Source organism: Erythrobacter sp. JB1-7 (assembly GCF_057365015.1).
Genome location: NZ_CP200291.1, coordinates 2,486,459 through 2,504,690 on the forward strand (window position 1 = coordinate 2,486,459; position 18,232 = coordinate 2,504,690).

Genomic DNA, 18,232 nt, shown 5'->3' on the forward strand with positions numbered 1-18,232 from the left:
ATTTGATCATCTTTTCTTGATTGTGTTGCAACTGAAAGAAGAGACTGTATTCTACAGGCGGGGGCAGACGGGGTAATAGTGGGTATTTCTGAGTTTTCAGTGTGGCAGTGGCTGGCTATGGTCCAGCACGAATTGCTTTTATTCGCTGGTGTTTTCTTCCTGATTGGTGCGCTTGATGATCTTGCGATCGATTTCAGTTGGCTATGGCTGAAGCTTTCCGGTCGGGCAAGCACTCCTGAACTAAACCGCATACGGCTGCAACAGCGCGAACTGGATGGGCCAGCGGCGATCTTTATTCCCGCATGGCAGGAAAGCCAGGTGATCGGCGATACCATCGCGCACACGCTCGCCAGCTGGCCGCAGCAGCGTTTGCGGTTGTATATAGGCTGCTATCAAAACGATCCCGCTACGATTGAGGCGGCGATGGATGGCGCGCGCGGCGATCCGCGCCTGCGCCTTGTTGTCCATGACAAACAAGGACCAACGACCAAGGCTGATTGCCTCAATCGGTTATACGATGCGATGCGCAGCGATGAACGGCGCGGGCAATTTCGCTTTTCCTGCGTCGTGTTCCACGATGCCGAAGATATGGTGGACCCGGCAGGCCTTGGTCTGTTGAGCGCGACGGTTGAGGATGGCGCCGATTTCGTCCAATTGCCGGTCGAGCCTGTGGTCCAGCCGCGCAGCCGCTTTTGCGGAAGCCATTATTGCGAGGAATTTGCCGAATCGCATGGCAAAGCGATGGTCGTGCGCGATGCATTTGGCGCAGGTTTACCCGGAGCAGGCGTCGGCTGCGCGATATCGCGCCAGGCGCTTGGCTGGCTGCATCAACGCAAAGGGGCAGAGGGCCAGCCATTTGCCTCCGATTCGCTAACAGAAGATTACGAACTCGGCCTCAGTATCGCGGCAGCGGGCGGCAAATGCCGGTTTGTGCGCGCTCGGGGGGCGGATGATGGCCGCTTGATTGCAACGCGCGCCTATTTCCCATCCAGCCTTGGCGCGGTGACCCGGCAGAAGACCCGGTGGATCCATGGCATTGCTCTGCAAGGGTGGGACCGGGTGGGCTGGAGTGGCAATCTGGTGGAAACCTGGATGCGCGTTCGCGACAGGCGCGGGCCGATCACGGCCTTGGTGCTGTTGATCGGATATGCGCTGATTGTGATGGCAGGTGTAGGCTGGCTGTTTGCCGGGCTCGGCCTGTTACCCCCGCTTGTGCTTACGCCGATGCTCAAAGCTTTGCTGGTCGCCAATTTGATCGCCTTTATCTGGCGAGCTGCGTGGCGATTTGTGTTCACGACCAGCATTTACGGACCGCTTGAAGGGATCTTGGCTGTGATCCGCATTCCTGTTGCCAATGTAATCTCAATCATTGCGGGCCGCCGCGCCGTGACAGCTTATGCTCGTTCGCTTTTGGGGCGCGGGATTGAATGGGACAAGACCAGCCATTCGCTGCACCCGACCCAGACCAACGGGCTTGCTGCAAGAGCGATCTGAGAGTGATGACGACGCTTTCTCGCAGGGGCAGCCCATTGGTGACTTTTGTGCTTTTGGGCGCAGTGTGGGTTGGTGCGCGCGCGATGATGTGGGAAAATCCGTTTCCCTTGCCGGCACTGGAAACGCCATATGCCGGTCATCAGGCTGCGCAGAGTTTCGGGTCTAAAGAAATCGGCGGTCCGTCCGGAGATTTTGCCCAAAACATGATTGACGATGGGCGCGCATTTCTTGGCCGGGCAGCGCCCCCGGCTGGTGTAAATACGCCATTCTCCAATGGCGCGCATGTCCGTGTGCCGCTGCGCGGTGACGTGATCCGCGTCAGCCTTGGGCGGGGTGATGACCACTACGCTCAGCAACGGCGATGGGCTGCGGCGCCCGGTGATTACGGCACGCAATCATCCATGGGGCACACCATGTTGTGGCGCGCCGCCATGCTGCAATCCGGGCGAGCGCGGTTGCAGAATGCTGATTTTCGCACAACCGCTTTTGCCCGGTCATCGCAAAGCGGATCATCGCCCACTGGCCCGGTAACCCCGCGCGAAAGCGGAAAGGTGGACCGGTTCTTCCTCGATACATGGGGATTTTACCGGCAGGGATCGAGTTCTGCGCCCATTTCGCAAGGGCGCGTGCCCACTTATGGGGCAAGTCAGGCCGGCGCAAAGCTTGCCTATCGCATCGCGCCGCGCTCCGGCCATGATCCGCGCGCATTTGCCCGCGCTTACCGTGCGCTGACGCTGAATGGCGAAAGCGAGCTTGCCTTGGGGCTCTCTGGCCGGCCATTGCCGAAATTTCCGGTGCGCTTTGCAGGCGAAGTGCGCGCCACCCAATTCGCGGACAGTTTGCGGTTTCGCCCTGCTGGCTATGCCTTTACCGAAATTGCGCCGATTGCGCTTCCTGGTCGGTTCTCTTTGGAAACCTATGCGCAGGCCGGCTATGTTGGCGGGCGTGATGGCACCTTTTTTGCCGATGGTCAGGCCACTGCAACGCGGCCGCTGACCACTTTCAACGCAGGCAAATTTGGCAATGCGCGCGTTAGTGTTGGCGGCGGTGTGTGGGGCGGGGCGCAAAAAGGCGCGAGCCGGGTGGATATCGGCCCAACCATGCGAGTGGATATGTCCATCGGCAAAGTACCCGCGCGCTTTTCGGTTGATTGGCGGCAAAAGGTCGCTGGTGATGCAGCCCCGGAATCGGGTGTAGCCGCAACCGTATCGACCCGGTTTTAAGCTGCCCGTCATATAGAGGGTGTTAAGCGCTCTCCAGATCGGCCATCATAACGGCCGATCCTTTTCACATCGCTGCTTTAATCTGAACAGCTGCGGATCATTCGTGCCGCTTCCCTTTCAACCCTGCGCGCTCTGGAGTAACTGGCTGGGCCATGGATGTTTATCTGCCCATTGCGAATCTATCGGTGAATGGCCTTGTCATCATCGTGCTTGGCTTTGGGACAGGCGTGCTTTCAGGACTGTTCGGCGTGGGCGGCGGATTTTTAACGACACCGCTGCTGATTTTCTACGGTATTCCGCCAACGGTTGCCGCTGCGTCTGCCGCAACGCAGGTGACCGGCGCAAGCGTATCCGGCGTGCTGGCCCATCGCCGCCGCAACGGGGTCGATTATCGGATGGGGGGCGTCCTGGTGGGCGGCGGCATTATCGGCGCGATGTTTGGTGCCTTGTTGTTCCGCGCGCTCCAGTCGCTGGGGCAGATCGATGTCGTCATCAACATACTTTACGTGCTGATGCTGGGCACGATCGGAACGCTGATGATGCGCGAGGCGCTCGGCGTGCTGATTCCTTCGAAAAAGGGTGCGAGCACCCAGCCGCGTAAACGTCGCCATCATCCGCTGGTGGCAGCCTTGCCCTATCGCTGGCGGTTCTATCGCTCGGGGCTTTATATCTCACCCTTGGCTCCGCTGATCCTGGGAGTTCTGGTGGGCATTTTGACTATGCTGATGGGAGTGGGCGGGGGATTTCTGCTGGTGCCTGCGATGCTCTATCTGCTCGGGATGAGCGGGAATGTGGTGGTCGGCACATCGCTTTATCAAATCCTGTTCGTGACGATGGTGACAACCATGACTCATGCGCTGACGACCAAAGCGGTGGATATTGTGCTCGCTGCGCTGCTGCTGGTTGGATCGGTGCTTGGTGCGCAGTTCGGCACCCAGATCGCGATGAAAGCGCGGCCAGAATTGCTGCGGCTTGTGCTGGCAGGTCTGGTGCTGCTGATCGCGCTGCGGATGCTGTGGGGTCTGGGCGTGCAGCCGGACGAGATTTACACGGTAAGCCCGCTGTGATGCGTGCTTTGCGATGTGCGATTGCGCTGTTGGCGGCGATCACCTTGTCAGCGCAGCGCGAACCTATCCTTGTGCCCGAAGTCAGCCAATCGCGCATTGAGGTGCGCCAGGGTTTCACCGGAGCTGACCTGCTGTTGTATGGTGCGGTGATCGATCCGGCGGGGATCAACGAAGGCAGTGAATACGACATCGTTGTGGTTTTAAAAGGCCCATCGCAGGCCATACGATTGCGCGAGAAAGATCGGATTGCCGGCATTTGGATGAACGCGCAAACCTCTGATTTTCGTTCTGCGCCCAGTTTTTTCGCGGTGGCCTCATCTGCTCCAGTCCGCGCTATCGTGGATGAACGCACCGCGGCGATTTATGAGCTGGGCACCAGTTTTATCCAGCTAAGCCCTTCAGGCGAAATTGATCCTGAACAACAGGCGCGCTTTGGCGAAGGTCTGGTTGATCTGCGCCGCCGCCAGCAGCTTTACAAAGAAGACCCCGAAGGCGTGCGCATCAGCGAAGGCGTATTGTATCAGGCTCGGATCGAACTGCCTTCTAATGTCACCACCGGGTCTTACACCGCTGAAACTTTTGCGATTGCCAATGGCCGCGTGCTCGCCAGTGCGACCGCCAAGATTGAAGTCGAAAAGGTTGGCCTCGAGGGACGCGTGGTTCGCGCGGCGCAAGAACGTGCGTTTTGGTATGGGCTGCTGGCGATAGTGATGTCACTGGGCATGGGCTGGCTGGCTGGCCGTCTGTTTGCGCGCGGCTGAATTGCCGCCCATTTTGACGCGATCTTAACCCCAATACGGTTAGTTTCTTATCGCAATCGCCATCGGCCTTTGCAGTAGAACCGCATTTACCAAGGGTAAGGCATCCAGATGAGCGATATGAGCCAGCACAATTTTGACAGCGCAATGCGCGACGACAATGCCTCTGTTACGCCGCCCGAGGCAAGTGGCGACAGTCGCTCGCAAGACAATGCTGGGTTGCCGATTGGTGTGGTGCTGGAGATTTCTGGAGCAGGTTCGCAGATCGCGTTTGATTTGCAACGCATCACCGAATGTATGCAGGATGATGACCCGTCGATCGCTTTGGCGGGACAGGTTGGCAGCCAGGTCAAGATCCGCGTGGGCGATGCTTGGCTGCTTGCCAATGTTCGCGATCAGCGCAAGGATCGCCGAACCGAAGGCGGGATCATCGCCAATATCGACTTTCTGGGCGAGGGCAGCGAAGAGAAGCTAACGGGCCGAATTCACGGCTTCAAACGCGGTGTTACCCGCTATCCCGTGCCCGGCGCGCTTGCCTATCCGGCGACCACGCAGGATCTGGAGCAGATCTATGCCAGCGATGGACGAGCCAACATCACCATTGGCAAGGTCTTCCCCACCAAGGACATCCGCGCAGGCCTGTATATCGATGCGATGCTGGGCAAGCACTTTGCGCTGCTTGGCTCCACTGGTACCGGTAAATCGACCAGCGCTGCGCTTATCCTGCACCGCATTTGCGAAGCTGCCCCGCAAGGCCATATCGTCATGATTGACCCGCATGGCGAATACTCGGCCGCCTTCCGCCAGACGGGGCAGATCCTCGATGTCTCCAACCTTCAAATGCCCTATTGGCTGCTCAATTTTGAGGAGCATTGCGAAGTGCTCCTCTCCAGCAGCGGCAATGACCGGCAGGTTGATATGGACATTCTGGCCAAGTGCTTGCTGCATGCCCGGTCCAAGAACAGGCTGGCTGAAACCATGGGTAAGATCACCGTGGACTCGCCTATTCCCTATCTCCTGTCCGATTTCTCCAACGTGCTTCAGGACGAGATGGGCAAGCTCGACAAGGCCACCTCTTCTGCGCCTTACATGCGGATCAAGGGCAAGCTCGAAGAGCTGAAAGCCGATCCGCGTTATCAGTTCATGTTCTCCGGCATGCTGGTGGGCGACACTATGGCCGAGTTCATCTCCAAGGTGTTCCGCATGCCAGGCGATGGCAAGCCGATCTCGATTATCGACGTCTCGGGCGTTCCTTCTGACATCACCGCAACCGTGGTCGCTGTCTTGTCGCGCCTGGTGTTCGACTTTGCGATCTGGGGACGCGAGGACAACACGCGGCCTATTCTGCTCGTTTGTGAGGAAGCGCACCGGTATGTGCCTAATGAGAAGAACTCGGATGGCTCCTCGGTTGGACGCATTCTCAGCCGGATCGCGAAAGAGGGCCGCAAATACGGCATTTCACTGGGCCTCATCACGCAGCGCCCCTCTGACCTTGCCGAAGGCGTCTTGTCGCAATGCGGCACCATCATCTCGATGCGGCTCAACAACGACCGCGACCAGGCGTTCGTGCGCGCAGCCATGCCGGAAGGCGCGCGCGGCTTCCTCGATTCCATCCCTGCCTTGCGCAACCGTGAATGCATTGTGTGCGGAGAAGGCGTTGCAATCCCCATCCGCGTAAGCTTCGACAATCTCGAAGAGCACAAGCGCCCTGCCTCCGAAGACCCCAGCTTTGTCGAGCTGTGGAATGGCGGCGGCGGCGAGGAGGAGATGGTCGAGCGCGTCGTCCTGCGCTGGCGTTCACAAGGGTAGGGGACTTCCCCGAGCTTGGGCTGGCCCACACCAAGGCGAGTCCCCGCGAAGGCGTGGACCTCCTTGATCCTAGCGCTTGACTGATGGAGGTCCCCGTCTTCGCGGGGGCTCGCATTCTTGGTATTATGTTCCACGGCTGTCCCCATAGAGGTGGATGTGCAGCCTGTCCGACATGCGCAGGCCGTGTTCCAGACAGATCGGGCTGAGCCATTGCTGCTTTTCGCGCAATGCCTCGCTGTCCGTCCCTTCTGCCATCAGGAACAAGCGCTCTGCCGCTATGCCGTATCGGCGTTTGAGCGAGAGCACTTCGTCAACATCAGCAGGCGTGCCAATCACGAACTTGAAGAACGCGCGCGGGTCGGTCGCATAGGCATCCAGCCGCTCCTCGATCAGGGCGAGGTCTGCCGGATTGCCCGAATGCGCCAGCTTTGGACTGACATTGTACTGATCGACCCGGATATCAACATGGGCGCTCGCTTTGGTGGTGCCGTTGGTCTCAACCTCCACCTCAATATCCGGCAAGATCGCGAGCATATCCGCCAGCGCCCCGCATTGCAGCAGCGGCTCGCCGCCTGTGATGACAAGGCGTTTCTGACCCAAAGCCGCCACTTTCGCCGCTGCCTTGGCGGGGGAGAGGGCGACCTGATTGGCTTTGCGGTCATAGGCGATGCCATCGCGGTGCTCTCGATTGTCGCCGTCAAACCGCCACGTATAGGCCGTATCGCACCACACGCAGGCCAGGTTGCAGCGCGACAGCCGCATGAAGGCAACAGGCACGCCTGCGCTTGGCCCTTCGCCTTGCAATGATGCGAACACCTCAGCGCGCCCCGTGTCATCCGTGGCAAGCACCAGATCAGCCATTGGCCATCCCCCCAATCGCGCCCACTCGGTTCGTCGCAGCTGAGCAACACATGGACCGCATGTTACACGGTCTTGGCGTAAAAATCAGATCGATCACAGGCGCGGCTTTTGATCGAGTAAGGCGATCAATGCGGAGGCAAAGGGTCTTTTGAAATGGCATGTCCTACCAGTGCCACGTTTGGTGCAAGTAGGAAACTCGGGTCCGCAGTGCAAAGTGAATGCGGTGAAGGGCCGCTCAATTCCACCCGCTCAATTCCAGTGTGCCGGATCAAGCGCCAAGAGCTCGGCCAATTGCGCGTACAATGCCGGTTCTTCGCGCTTTAGCGCCTGCGGTTTCTCAAAAAAGGTGACAATAGTCTCTGCGAAAAACTCTTCATGGTTCGTGGCGCCGTAACAATCGATCAATGTGGGTATCCCGCTTTCAACGCGCCGCACATGAGTGCTGAAAGCGTCTAGCATGGCCTTTTCCCAGCCAGCATAGGCCTGCCCCTTGCGCAATACAGGGATGCCGTTGGTCTGGCCGCTCAGGCTGTCCAATTGGTGCGCAAATTCATGGATGACCAGATTGTGCCCGTCTTGCGGGTCCAAACCGCCATGCAATGCATGATCCCACGACAGGATGACAGGCCCGCGCGCCCAGCTTTCGCCCAATGTTGCGGCTTGCCTTTGATGGATGACGAAGCCGTCATGATCGGGCCTGTGTGTGAGGAAAGTCGAAGGGTAAATCAGCACGTTACTAAGTGTGTCATACCAGGCGTCAGTGTTGACGATCAAAATGCATGCCTGCGCGGCGATGGAAAGCTGCATTGCCTCGTCTACGACAAGGCCGTTTTGCCCTCTGAAGGTAACCTGATCGAGGAACAGGTTGATCTTGCCCTCGTGTGCTGCGCGCAAAGGCTGGGGTAGTGATCGCACAAGCGGCACCAGCCGCTCTACCACTGCACGCTGCGCATCAGTGAGCGGGGTCGCCAGGATCGCTTTGCGCCTGCGTTGTTTTGCAAACCAACGATGTGTCAGAAACGCACCGATGAGCGGCGGAATGCAAAGGATAAGCCAAGCGAGCATGGCGGCTAAATAGGAGCGGACCCATGCCGTTTGTAGGCCGCGCCCTCTATCCCAACCGCTCAAGCGCTGCCGTCAGCCGCTCTACTTCGCCCGAATGGTGCGCGTAATCCTCGCGCGCTTTCTCTACCGCTTCGGGTTTGGCGCGTTCGACGAAATTGGCATTGGCAAGGCGGCCCTCGATGGATTTGGCTTCCTTCTCGCTCGCTGCCAGCGCTTTTTCGAGCCGCGCTTTTTCCGCGCCCACATCTATGATGCCTTCCAAGGGGATGACGAACGCATCGTTCATGGCGGTCACTTGCATCGCGGCCCCATCGGGCGCTTCGCCCACAGTGACTGGCGTGAGCCGCGCAAGCCGCTCAATCGCCGCGCTGGATCGTTCGATTGTGCTGGTTGCAAGGTCTGATGGCGCAGGCACGAAAGCGGGCAGTTTTGCGCCCGGCGGGATGCCAAGCTCGTTCTTCGCGCTGCGGACATTGGTGGTGAGATCGATCACCCAGTCAATCGCATCGGTGGCCGATTTGGACACTTCAGCGCGCGGATTGGGCCAGCTTGCAACGATCAGATCGTATTGGCGTGTCCCTTGTGCGTGCCACAGCTCTTCTGTGATGAAGGGCATGAACGGGTGCAGCATGACTAGGATCTGGTCGAGTGCCCACCCGGCGACTTCGCGGGTTTCCTTGGCGGGCATGGCGTCAGGGTCTGCGCCTTCTGCAAACACGGGCTTGATCAGCTCCAGATACCAGTCGCAAAACTTGGACCATGTGAACTGGTAAATCGCGTTGGCCGCCGCATCAAAGCGCAAGTCTTCCATCGCAGCTTCGATCTCTGAACACACGGCCTGCACTTCGCCAATGATCCATTGGTTGGCGGCAAGGCGCGCTTTCGGAGCCTTGATCGTGGCGGATTTGCCGATGTCGTTCGACTGGCAGAACCGCGTTGCATTCCAGAGCTTTGTCGCGAAATTGCGGTATCCTTCGACGCGGCGTTCGTCCATCTTGATATCGCGGCCCTGGCTTTCCATCGCCGCCATAAAGAACCGCAACGCATCCGCGCCATATTGATCAATCAGGCCGAGCGGATCGACAACATTGCCCTTGGATTTCGACATTTTCGCGCCGTCTGCCGCGCGGACAAGGCCGTGCAAATACAGCTTGGGCCAGGGCGCCTGCCCCATATTATACTGCCCCATCATCATCATCCGCGCATCCCAGAAGAACAGGATATCAAAGCCGGAGATGAGCAGGTTGTTGGGGAAGTGTTTTTCGAGCAGCGGTTGATTGTTCTCAGGCCAGCCGAGCGTAGCGAAAGGCCACAGAGCGGATGAGAACCATGTGTCGAGAACGTCATTATCACGTGTCAGAGCAACGTCTGCGCCTGCCTTGGCTTGCGCTTCTTCTTCGCTCTCAGCGACAAACACATTGCCGTCTGCGTCAAACCAAGCCGGGATCCGGTGTCCCCACCACAGCTGGCGCGAGACGCACCAAGGCTGGATATTCTCCATCCAGTTGAAAAAGGTCTTCTCCCAGCTCTTGGGCACAATCTCGATCGTGCCATCGCGCACATCTTGGATTGGTTTTGTGGCCAGTTTTTCCGCATCGACATACCATTGATCGGTCAGCCACGGCTCAATCACCACGCCGCCGCGATCACCGAAGGGCGTTGCGATCTGGCGCGGCTCGGCGTCGGAGATGACCTCCTCGCCTTTCTTGTTTTTAGAAGTGTGCGGGATCAGGAAGCCGTCCGCTTTCAGCCGCTCAACCACAGCCTCGCGCGCACCGTCCACTTTGTCGCGGCGGAAGCGGTGGAGGCCGATAAACTCTTGCGGTACCAAGCCATCGGCGGTCTGGCACACATTACCCTCACCATCGAGCATGTTGAGCATTTCGCCAGCCTGCATTCCGGCGCGCTTGCCCACTTCGAAATCGTTGAAATCATGCCCCGGCGTGATCTTCACCGCGCCTGAACCCAGCTCTGGATCGGCGTGTTCGTCAGCCACTATGGGGATGCGGCGGCCCGTGATGGGCAGCACCACATGCTTTCCCACAACGCTGGAATAGCGCTCATCCGTGGGATGCACCGCGACCGCCATATCAGCCAGCATCGTCTCAGGCCGAGTGGTCGCAACCTCGATGTAATCGCGGCCATCGGTAAGCGTTACGCCGTCAGCAAGCGGGTATTTGAAATGCCAGAAATGGCCCGGAATGGTCTGCTGCTCAACTTCCAGATCCGAAATCGCCGTCTTCAGCTTCGGATCCCAATTGACGAGCCGCTTGTCGCGGTAAATCAGGCCGTCATTGTAGAGGTCGACGAAGGTCTTGAGCACCGCTTTGGTAAAGTGCTCGTCCATGGTGAACTGCTCTCGCGACCAGTCCATTGAACAGCCCAAACGGCGCAGCTGCGTCGTGATCGTGCCTCCGCTTTCCGCTTTCCATTCCCACACTTTATCGACGAAATCTTCGCGGCTGTAATTGGTGCGCTTGTCCTGGCGCTGCTCCATCTGGCGTTCGACCACCATCTGCGTCGCGATGCCGGCATGATCGGTGCCCACGACCCAAAGCGCATCCTTGCCGCGCATGCGTTCATAGCGGATGACAATATCCTGCAATGTGTTGTCGAGCGCGTGGCCGATATGCAGGCTGCCGGTCACATTGGGCGGCGGGTTCACAATGGTGAAGGGCTGCGCATTGGGGCGTTCAGGGCGAAACCCCCGGTTTCCTCCCAATGGGCATACCAGCGCGCTTCTATGTCGGCGGGATTGAAAGTGGTGGGTAGTGTCATCTTTATTGGGCTCGCTAACGCTCGCGGGCCGGGCCACCCGCTCCCTCCACCCTTCCACCCGGATCATACTCCGGTGTGAAAATCCGGGTGGAAGGGTGGAGGGAGCGGGTGGCCCGGCATCCGATCAGGCCGGATAGCCTGACCGCACGCAATTCGACTCCCCCATGCCTCGCCAAGGGGAATGAAGCAACATCTCAACATTCTAACGGGCGCTTTCTCTTGAGAATGTGCGCGATTAACCGCATAGCTGGCGGCGATGGACGCGACCGCGCATTTTGACATCACCGATGATGGGGCAGGGGCAGCGCAGCTTGGCATGCACGGCGCTTTGCTGGTGTCCAGCGTGGGCGAGCTTGAGGGTGAGCTGAACCGGATCGATCAACCGATCAGCACCATCGACCTTGGCAATGTCCACGAAATTGACACGGTTGGCGCGTGGCTGACATGCCGGCTTGCTGCGCTGCATCAGGCGCAAATCACCGGCGCCAGCCCGCAGGCACAGCGGCTGCTCGACGCGGTAGAGGGCGCATCGAGCAATGCCGATATTCGCCCCGAGCGTGTGCCCGTATGGGAACGGGTGCCGCTGTCGCTGGGCGAAAAGCTGTATGCGGCCCGGTCCGGCTTTCTGGGTGTTATTGGATTTCTCGGTGCGATTGTTGCCGGGTTTGGCGCGCTGATCGCACGCCCTTCACGCTTTCCTTTGCGGCCACTGGTGCGCCAGATGGAGCTGGTGGGGGTCGCGGCGCTGCCCATTATCGGCCTGATGAGCTTTTTGATCGGCATCGTCATCGCGCAGCAAGGCGCGGTGCAATTGTCGCAATTTGGCGCAGAAACGCTGACGGTGAACCTCGTTGGCCGCATCACCTTGCGCGAGTTGGGCGTTTTGATGACCGCGATCATGGTCGCCGGCCGTTCTGGCAGCGCCTTTGCTGCGCAGATCGGCACCATGCGCCTGACCGAAGAAGTGGACGCGATGCGCACTATCGGTATCTCGCCGATTGAACGGCTGGTGATCCCGCGCATTCTCGCTTGCACCTTGATGATGGTGCTGCTGGGCTTTTATGCCTCTATCGTCGGCATTTTGGGCGGGGCGGTGATCGGCCAGTTTGCGCTTGGCATTCCGTTTTTCACTTTTCTTGAACGGATACAGGAAGTTGTCCCTGCGCACGATGTGTGGGTTGGCCTTATCAAAGCGCCCGTTTTCGGCCTGATCGTGGGGCTGGCGGGCTGTTATCACGGCATGCAGGTCAAAGGGAATTCGGAAGAAGTGGGCAGGCGAACCACTTATGCGGTCGTCTCGGCCATCTTTGCCGTCATTGTGCTTGATGCCTTTTTCGCGGTGTTCTTCACCGAGATCGGATGGGGTTGAGCCATGCATGATGATCCCGCCAACGCGCATGAACGTTTCTGTGATGAGCCGCCGATTGTCGTCGAAGGGCTGGTCAATCGCTTTGGCGATTTTGCCGTTCACGAAGGGCTTGATCTGGAGGTGCGCCGGGGCGAAATTCTGGGCGTAGTCGGCGGATCGGGCACGGGCAAATCGGTGCTGATGCGCTCTATTATCGGGCTGCAACGACCAACTGAGGGGCGGATTGATGTGTTTGGCCGCACCATCACAGCGGTTGATCTGGACAAGAAGATCGGTGTGCGGCGGCGCTGGGGCGTGTTGTTTCAGGGCGGCGCGCTGTTCTCAACACTGACCGTGGGCGAAAATGTCGAAGTGCCTTTGCGCCAGTTTTATCCCGAAATCAGCGACACATTGCGGCGCGAGATTGCGCGCTACAAAGTGCTGTTATCCGGCCTTCCCGAAGAAGCGATCGCCAAATATCCATCCGAGCTGTCAGGCGGGATGAAGAAACGCGCCGGGCTTGCGCGGGCGCTGGCGCTGGATCCGGAATTGCTGTTTCTGGATGAACCTACCGCCGGGCTGGACCCGATTGGCGCTGCCGCATTTGACCGGCAAACGCGTGAACTGAAAGAGACGCTGGGCCTCACCGTGTTTCTCATCACGCACGACCTTGATACGCTGTATGAAATTTGTGACCGGGTGGCGGTGCTGGCGGACAAACGTGTGATTGCGGTGGGCACCATTCCTGAATTGATTGCCACGCGCCATCCCTGGATTGAGGATTACTTCAACGGTCCGCGCGGGCGCGCTGCGCTGGCGACGCATGATCGCGGGGAAGATGCGTGATAGATGGTGGCTTACACCAAGCAGGCCATGGACAGACGCGGGTTACCCCGTTCATAGGAGGCTAGATGGAAACGCGGGCAAATCACCTTTGGGTTGGCGTTGTGACGCTGGTTCTGCTGGCGGCGCTGGCGGCGTTTATCGTGTGGATTGCTCGGCTGGGTCAGGGCGATCAACGCGAATACGATATCCTGTTCGCGCAAAGCGTTTCGGGACTTGCCAATGGATCGCAAGTGGCCTTTGCTGGCGTTCCCGTGGGGCAAGTGGCGGAAATCGCCTTGTCGCAGGACAATCCTGAATTCGTGCGCGTGCGGGTGAAGGTTAAAAACGATGTGCCCATTCTGGTGGGCACCACTGCCACCATTCAGGCGAGCTTTACCGGCGTATCGACCATTTTGCTGGATGGCGCGCGCAAGGATGCGCCTGCAATTTCATGCGAGACAACCGCATGCCCCGAAGGCCGCCCGTTAATCCCTGCCGGACGCGGCGGATTTGGTGAGATTGTCGCAAACGCGCCTTTGCTGCTCGAACGGCTGGCGACTTTGACCGAACAATTGAATGTCATCCTCGGTCCTGAAAATCAGGAAGAGCTGGCGGGAATTTTGAAGAATTCCAATACCTTGACTAAGGAACTTGCAGAGGCTGCCCCGCGATTGGAAGGCACTTTTGCCGAACTTGAAATTGCTTTGAAGGAATCGGGCGAAGCGCTTGATGCTTTTGAGAAAGTCACGCTCACAACCGATAAATTGCTCAACGAAGAAGGATCAGCCCTGTCCGCAGAACTGCGCGGTACGCTTGCTTCGGCCAATCAGGCTGCTGCATCGCTTGCGGCGACTTTGGAAGACACGCGGCCAGCTGCGCGCGCATTGCGAGAGACAACTTTGCCAGCGGCAGAGGCGACCTTGCAGGATTTGCGCACGACATCGCGCAGTTTGCGAACGATCACCGAACGGCTTGAAAGCCAAGGCATCGGCTCGCTCGTGGGCGGCCAGACATTGCCCGATTACGACCCGCCCGATTACGACCCGGAAAAGGACCGCTAGATGATGGATGCTTGGAAGGGTGCGCGCGCAGGCGCTGCGGGTTTGATAGCGCTTATGCTGGCAGGCTGTGTCAGCGTCGGCGTGGGGGGCAGCGCAGAACCGCCCACCAGCCTTTTGACATTGCGTGCTGATGATACTGCTCCCATCGGTGTGGCTGCTCGCGCTGGCGGGGAAGCCAATATCGGATCGCTGGCTGTGCTGGTGCCCGAAACGCCTGCAAAATTGGACGTACTGCGCGTGCCGGTTGCGGTGACCGACACCGAAATCGCTTATCTACAAGGCGCCACCTGGGTCGAACGACCTGCGCGGTTGTTCCGGCGATTGCTGGGCGAAACTTTGCGCGCCAAAACCGGCGCGCTGGTGCTCGATACCGATGACACGCCGCTTTTGGCGGGCCGCATTGTGCGCGGGACTTTGCGCGAAATGGGCTATGATGCGCAGAGCTCTACGGTGATCGTGCAGTTTGATGCGGTGATCTCAAAACCCGATGGCGAAGTGGTTGCGCAAAGGTTCGAAGCGCGCGAGGAGAATATCCTGCCAGAGCCGGGAGCGGTTGGCGATGCGCTGAACCGCACGGCCAACACGGTCGCGGGCGATGTGGCAGAGTGGATTGCGGCTACGCCTTAAAGCGCGTCTGAAAACAGGGCAGTTTCACCCTTTCGAGGCCTCCACAAAACCATGCGCGGTTAAAAAATCGCGTGCGCGTTTTTCGCGGCGTTCTTCCGCTTCCTCATCGCGGCCCCACAGATCCGCCTGCCATTCTTCTTCGAGGCTTGCCGCTTGCCACAGATCGCCTGGGTCTAAAGCGCCATCAGCCGCGCTCAGCGCGCAGATCAAGGATGCACTAAGGCTCGCCATCGCCTCAATCCCGGCAAGCGCAAATGGGGTCTGCCCCTCCAAACGCCCACGCAGATGCGTCAAAGCGGCATCGCTCTGCGGTTTGTGCACAACCCCGCTGATCCGGGTGAGAGTGATCTGCTCGCGTTTCTCGAATGCGGTGACAATCGGCTCCCACAGCTCCATCTGGCGGCTGTAAAGCGCTTCATCCGGGTCCGCGCGGTAAAGCAGCGTGTCGGTGTCGCCATAGCGGGCCGTTTTGGCGGCGATATCGGCAATGGAATGCGCCACCACGTCAATTGCGTAATCGGCCATATCGCGCATTGGAAAGGTGGCAGGGTCCAGTTTTTCGCCCTGGCTTTCCCATTCGCTCGCCAGTTTGCCCGCAAGCCTGCGGGTCGGCACGATCTGCGCGCTGCCTTTGACGGTTTTGATCCCGCGCCCGTCAAGCTGCACCTGCCAGCCGCTCTCAGCCTGCGCGACATCAACGTTTGTGTAAAACCGTTTCATGGTCTGCGCAGCGCATCCGCCGCCTTAAACCGCCGGGCCAAAAGCGGCGGGCCAAAGAAGAACCCGGCAACGCCTACCAAGGCGAGAATGACGGAAAGGGCATAGGGCAGCGGGATCGCGTTTTGCGCCCCGGCAATGCCCGCCATGACAGCGATAAGCGAACCAAACCGCAGCGCGTTCATCAACGCAAATCGCTGGCCTGCACGCTTTTCGTCGGCGCGCTTCTCATCGGCCTCCCGTATCACAGGATCAGGCGCGCTCATGCTTTGGCCCCCAGCAGCATTTCGCCCAATTCGCTTACATTGCGTGCAATCTGCTCCGCACCAAATTCGCTCAATTCAGCTGGCGCGTGATAGCCCCATGCGACCCCGATGGCAGGCACATTGGCAGCGCGCGCGGCTTCCATATCGAAACTGGTGTCGCCAATCATCACCGCTTGGCCCGGCTGCGCGCCGGCTTCGAACAAAGCCGCTTCGATCATGGCGGGATGGGGTTTGGAAGGGTGACGATCCGCGGTTTGCAGCGACGTAAACAGTTCGGCGATGCCGTGGGTTGCAAGGCACGCGGCAAGGCCCCGGTCCGATTTGCCGGTCGCCACCGCAAGGTTCCATCCGGCGGATTTTAAAGCATGGAGCAGGTCTGCAATGCCATCATAAAGCGGCTCATCAAGGAGCCCTTCTTCGCGGCGGGCGCGGAAGATCGTTTTGAAATGGGTGACAACATCGCGCAGTTTTTGATCATCTGCGCCCGGTGCAAGTTCGCGCACCGCGACAGGCAGGCTCAGCCCCACCAGACGGCGCACGGCATTGGCATCGGGCGCGGGCAGGCCAGCCTTTTTAAATGCCGCATCCATCGAAAAGCACACATCCGCCTGCCCATCCACCAGCGTCCCATCGCAATCAAAAATGGCAAGGCGGGTCATTTGCCGCGACCCTTGGGCTTGGCTTTGGCCTTGGCTTTCTTCCTCGCTGACCCGGCGGACGTCGCGCGGGTGCGGCGCTCGCCTCGGCGGTCTTTGCGATATTGCTTGGCATATTGGCGCGCGGCCTGTTTCTTTTGCGCAGGCGTGCGTTCAGGCGCTTCATCGCGCACGGGTGAGGCATCGCTGTCAGCAGGGTCAAAGCCCAAAGCCTCCATCGAGGCGGCGAAATGTTCGGGCAGGTCTGCGGTCACATCCAGCTTGCCGCCGCCCGTTTCGCTGCCGGTTTTGCGTTCGGGTGTCCCAATAATCAGGCGGCGCGCATGCAAGTGCATTTTGCGGCTGATCGCGCCTGTCAGGAACGCATCTGGGCCGCCATATTTCCCGTCGCCCACAATCGGATGGCCGATGGCAGCCATATGCACGCGCAATTGGTGCGTGCGCCCGGTCAGCGGTTCAAGCTCAACCCAGCTCGCGCGGTCAGAGGCGCGGTCCACAATTCGGTAACGGGTCTTGGCTGGCGCGCCGTCTTCTTCATCGACATGCATTTTTTCGCCGCCCGTGCCCGGCTGTTTGGCCAGCGGAGCATCGATTGTGCCTTCCTTTACCTCAGGCCGCCCCACGACCAGCGCCCAATACACTTTGCGCGCGCTGCGTCCGGCAAAGCGTTTGGAATAGCTCGCCGCGCTGCCGGGGGTTTTGGCAATCAGCAGCACGCCCGATGTGTCTTTGTCCAACCGGTGAACGAGGCGGGGGCGGGGTGTGTCTTCGTCTTCGACAAAAGCATCGAGCAGCCCGTCGACATGCCGGGTTTGTTTGCTGCCGCCTTGGGTGGCAAGGCCGGGGGGCTTGTTCAGCACAATCGCGGATGGCGTTTCGCGGATCACCATGGCGCGCGCCTGGGCGATATCGTCAGCGGAAAGCTCGCGCGGTTTGCGCGGGGCCTTGCCGCCGGGCTTGGCTTCTCCGCCGGGGGGCACCCGCAAAACCTGGCCTGCAGCAAGGCGATCTTCGGGCTTTGCGCGTTTGCCATCGAGGCGCACCTGACCCGTGCGCGCCCAGCGCGATATGGTGGCAAAACCGATCTGCGGCAGGTTGCGTTTGAACCAGCGATCAAGCCGAATGCCCTCATCATCGCCGGAAACGGTGAACTGGCGCACTTTGTCTGATTGTTTATCAGTCATGGAGCTTCTCCCATAAGGGCAAAGCCCAGCATCAAGGCCGCGATGCCGCCAAGCACCGATACCGCAGTATAAGCCGCCGCCGGTCCAAAGGCTCCGCGTTGCAGCAAAACCACAATTTCGAGGCTGAAGGCGCTAAAAGTGGTGAACCCGCCCAGCAGACCCACGCCCACAGCAAGGCGCACATTCTCAGCGCTTTCGCCAAAGCGCGCGAGCCAGCCAATCAGCACTCCCATTGCCAGACTGCCCAGCACATTCATGCACAGGGTTGCCCAGGGAAAGCCGGCCTCCGGCCCCGTCCAGCGGGCAATAGCGCCGCCCAGAAGATAGCGCGCAACTGCGCCTGCAGCGCCGCCCATGGCGACATAGGCCGATGCGATAAGTGGAGATTGGATAGCGACGCTCATCCTTGCGCCTTTAGCGAGGCGCACTCGCCCTGCCTAGAGCAAGGAATACAGCGCGCGCGGCAATTGATTGGCGCTGCTCCTTGCCAAAT

The 18,232-nt window shown here is 59.5% G+C and carries 16 protein-coding genes and 1 pseudogene; 9 read left to right on the forward strand and 8 right to left on the reverse strand.

The window, feature by feature from the left end; all coding sequences use genetic code 11:
- The first annotated feature begins 78 nt into the window (after positions 1-78).
- The 5 genes from AC0V6W_RS12085 to AC0V6W_RS12105 all read left to right on the forward strand — a co-directional run bounded on the left by AC0V6W_RS12085 (position 79) and on the right by AC0V6W_RS12105 (position 6,351).
- Positions 79-1,494, forward strand: a complete 1,416-nt coding sequence (locus AC0V6W_RS12085; protein WP_486150304.1) for a glycosyl transferase family protein — start codon at positions 79-81, stop codon at positions 1,492-1,494.
- A gap of 5 nt (positions 1,495-1,499) precedes the next feature.
- Positions 1,500-2,717, forward strand: a complete 1,218-nt coding sequence (locus tag AC0V6W_RS12090; RefSeq protein WP_486150306.1) for a hypothetical protein — start codon at positions 1,500-1,502, stop codon at positions 2,715-2,717.
- 152 nt (positions 2,718-2,869) lie between these two features.
- The gene (locus AC0V6W_RS12095) at positions 2,870-3,784 is read left to right on the forward strand and encodes a sulfite exporter TauE/SafE family protein (protein WP_486150308.1); all 915 of its coding nucleotides are present in this window, start codon (positions 2,870-2,872) and stop codon (positions 3,782-3,784) included.
- A complete protein-coding gene (locus AC0V6W_RS12100) occupies positions 3,784-4,545 on the forward strand; it encodes a TIGR02186 family protein (RefSeq protein WP_486150310.1) in 762 nt (253 codons plus the stop codon). Before AC0V6W_RS12095 ends, AC0V6W_RS12100 begins: the two co-directional genes overlap by 1 nt.
- Before the next feature lie 108 nt (positions 4,546-4,653).
- Positions 4,654-6,351, forward strand: coding sequence for an ATP-binding protein (locus tag AC0V6W_RS12105; protein WP_486150312.1), 1,698 nt, complete (start codon positions 4,654-4,656; stop codon positions 6,349-6,351).
- A 123-nt stretch (positions 6,352-6,474) separates the two neighbouring features.
- Here the strand turns inward: AC0V6W_RS12105 and AC0V6W_RS12110 are convergent, their stop codons facing one another.
- The 3 genes and pseudogenes from AC0V6W_RS12110 to AC0V6W_RS12120 all read right to left on the reverse strand — a co-directional run bounded on the left by AC0V6W_RS12110 (position 6,475) and on the right by AC0V6W_RS12120 (position 11,055).
- Positions 6,475-7,212: a 7-carboxy-7-deazaguanine synthase QueE gene (locus AC0V6W_RS12110; RefSeq protein ID WP_486150314.1), complete on the reverse strand. Its 738-nt coding sequence runs from the start codon at positions 7,210-7,212 to the stop codon at positions 6,475-6,477.
- Between the two features lie 249 nt (positions 7,213-7,461).
- Complete coding sequence (locus tag AC0V6W_RS12115) at positions 7,462-8,277, reverse strand: M90 family metallopeptidase (protein WP_486150316.1); 816 nt, start codon at positions 8,275-8,277, stop codon at positions 7,462-7,464.
- 46 nt (positions 8,278-8,323) lie between these two features.
- Positions 8,324-11,055: pseudogene (locus tag AC0V6W_RS12120) on the reverse strand (valine--tRNA ligase).
- 256 nt (positions 11,056-11,311) lie between these two features.
- Here AC0V6W_RS12120 and AC0V6W_RS12125 point away from each other — a divergent pair.
- The 4 genes from AC0V6W_RS12125 (at position 11,312) to AC0V6W_RS12140 (ending at position 14,916) form a co-directional block, all read left to right on the forward strand.
- Positions 11,312-12,424 carry an MlaE family ABC transporter permease gene (locus AC0V6W_RS12125; protein ID WP_486150318.1) on the forward strand — a complete coding sequence of 371 codons (1,113 nt, stop codon included), beginning with the start codon at positions 11,312-11,314 and terminating at the stop codon, positions 12,422-12,424.
- Positions 12,425-12,427: 3 nt separating this feature from the next.
- Positions 12,428-13,249, forward strand: coding sequence for an ABC transporter ATP-binding protein (locus AC0V6W_RS12130; RefSeq protein WP_486150320.1), 822 nt, complete (start codon positions 12,428-12,430; stop codon positions 13,247-13,249).
- A 65-nt stretch (positions 13,250-13,314) separates the two neighbouring features.
- On the forward strand, positions 13,315-14,289 hold the full coding sequence (locus AC0V6W_RS12135) for an MlaD family protein (protein ID WP_486150322.1): 975 nt from the start codon (positions 13,315-13,317) through the stop codon (positions 14,287-14,289).
- Positions 14,290-14,916 carry an ABC-type transport auxiliary lipoprotein family protein gene (locus tag AC0V6W_RS12140; protein WP_486150324.1) on the forward strand — a complete coding sequence of 209 codons (627 nt, stop codon included), beginning with the start codon at positions 14,290-14,292 and terminating at the stop codon, positions 14,914-14,916.
- A gap of 24 nt (positions 14,917-14,940) precedes the next feature.
- Here AC0V6W_RS12140 and AC0V6W_RS12145 read toward each other — a convergent pair whose 3' ends face one another.
- From AC0V6W_RS12145 to crcB, 5 genes are read right to left on the reverse strand one after another with little or no spacing between them, the layout of a single operon-like run.
- Complete coding sequence (locus tag AC0V6W_RS12145; RefSeq protein ID WP_486150326.1) at positions 14,941-15,636, reverse strand: ATP12 family chaperone protein; 696 nt, start codon at positions 15,634-15,636, stop codon at positions 14,941-14,943.
- Positions 15,633-15,899 carry a hypothetical protein gene (locus tag AC0V6W_RS12150; RefSeq protein ID WP_486150328.1) on the reverse strand — a complete coding sequence of 89 codons (267 nt, stop codon included), beginning with the start codon at positions 15,897-15,899 and terminating at the stop codon, positions 15,633-15,635. Before AC0V6W_RS12150 ends, AC0V6W_RS12145 begins: the two co-directional genes overlap by 4 nt.
- Positions 15,896-16,558, reverse strand: coding sequence for an HAD-IA family hydrolase (locus tag AC0V6W_RS12155; protein ID WP_486150330.1), 663 nt, complete (start codon positions 16,556-16,558; stop codon positions 15,896-15,898). Before AC0V6W_RS12155 ends, AC0V6W_RS12150 begins: the two co-directional genes overlap by 4 nt.
- Entirely contained in the window at positions 16,555-17,739 is a 1,185-nt protein-coding gene (locus AC0V6W_RS12160; RefSeq protein ID WP_486150332.1) for an RluA family pseudouridine synthase, read from the reverse strand. The genes AC0V6W_RS12155 and AC0V6W_RS12160 overlap by 4 nt, the downstream gene beginning before the upstream one ends.
- Entirely contained in the window at positions 17,736-18,143 is a 408-nt protein-coding gene (gene crcB, locus AC0V6W_RS12165; protein ID WP_486150334.1) for a fluoride efflux transporter CrcB, read from the reverse strand. Before crcB ends, AC0V6W_RS12160 begins: the two co-directional genes overlap by 4 nt.
- Positions 18,144-18,232 lie beyond the last annotated feature (89 nt).

What these genes read in the sequence shown, in the direction of transcription:
- AC0V6W_RS12090 (WP_486150306.1), top strand. Translation starts at nt 1,500, where the DNA reads ATGACGACGCTTTCTCGCAGGGGCAGCCCATTGGTGACTTTTGTGCTT.
- AC0V6W_RS12095 (WP_486150308.1), top strand. Translation starts at nt 2,870, where the DNA reads ATGGATGTTTATCTGCCCATTGCGAATCTATCGGTGAATGGCCTTGTC.
- AC0V6W_RS12100 (WP_486150310.1), top strand. Translation starts at nt 3,784, where the DNA reads ATGCGTGCTTTGCGATGTGCGATTGCGCTGTTGGCGGCGATCACCTTG.
- AC0V6W_RS12105 (WP_486150312.1), top strand. Translation starts at nt 4,654, where the DNA reads ATGAGCGATATGAGCCAGCACAATTTTGACAGCGCAATGCGCGACGAC.
- AC0V6W_RS12110 (WP_486150314.1), bottom strand. Translation starts at nt 7,212, where the DNA reads ATGGCTGATCTGGTGCTTGCCACGGATGACACGGGGCGCGCTGAGGTG.
- AC0V6W_RS12115 (WP_486150316.1), bottom strand. Translation starts at nt 8,277, where the DNA reads ATGCTCGCTTGGCTTATCCTTTGCATTCCGCCGCTCATCGGTGCGTTT.
- AC0V6W_RS12125 (WP_486150318.1), top strand. Translation starts at nt 11,312, where the DNA reads ATGGACGCGACCGCGCATTTTGACATCACCGATGATGGGGCAGGGGCA.
- AC0V6W_RS12130 (WP_486150320.1), top strand. Translation starts at nt 12,428, where the DNA reads ATGCATGATGATCCCGCCAACGCGCATGAACGTTTCTGTGATGAGCCG.
- AC0V6W_RS12135 (WP_486150322.1), top strand. Translation starts at nt 13,315, where the DNA reads ATGGAAACGCGGGCAAATCACCTTTGGGTTGGCGTTGTGACGCTGGTT.
- AC0V6W_RS12140 (WP_486150324.1), top strand. Translation starts at nt 14,290, where the DNA reads ATGATGGATGCTTGGAAGGGTGCGCGCGCAGGCGCTGCGGGTTTGATA.
- AC0V6W_RS12145 (WP_486150326.1), bottom strand. Translation starts at nt 15,636, where the DNA reads ATGAAACGGTTTTACACAAACGTTGATGTCGCGCAGGCTGAGAGCGGC.
- AC0V6W_RS12150 (WP_486150328.1), bottom strand. Translation starts at nt 15,899, where the DNA reads ATGAGCGCGCCTGATCCTGTGATACGGGAGGCCGATGAGAAGCGCGCC.
- AC0V6W_RS12155 (WP_486150330.1), bottom strand. Translation starts at nt 16,558, where the DNA reads ATGACCCGCCTTGCCATTTTTGATTGCGATGGGACGCTGGTGGATGGG.
- AC0V6W_RS12160 (WP_486150332.1), bottom strand. Translation starts at nt 17,739, where the DNA reads ATGACTGATAAACAATCAGACAAAGTGCGCCAGTTCACCGTTTCCGGC.
- crcB (WP_486150334.1), bottom strand. Translation starts at nt 18,143, where the DNA reads ATGAGCGTCGCTATCCAATCTCCACTTATCGCATCGGCCTATGTCGCC.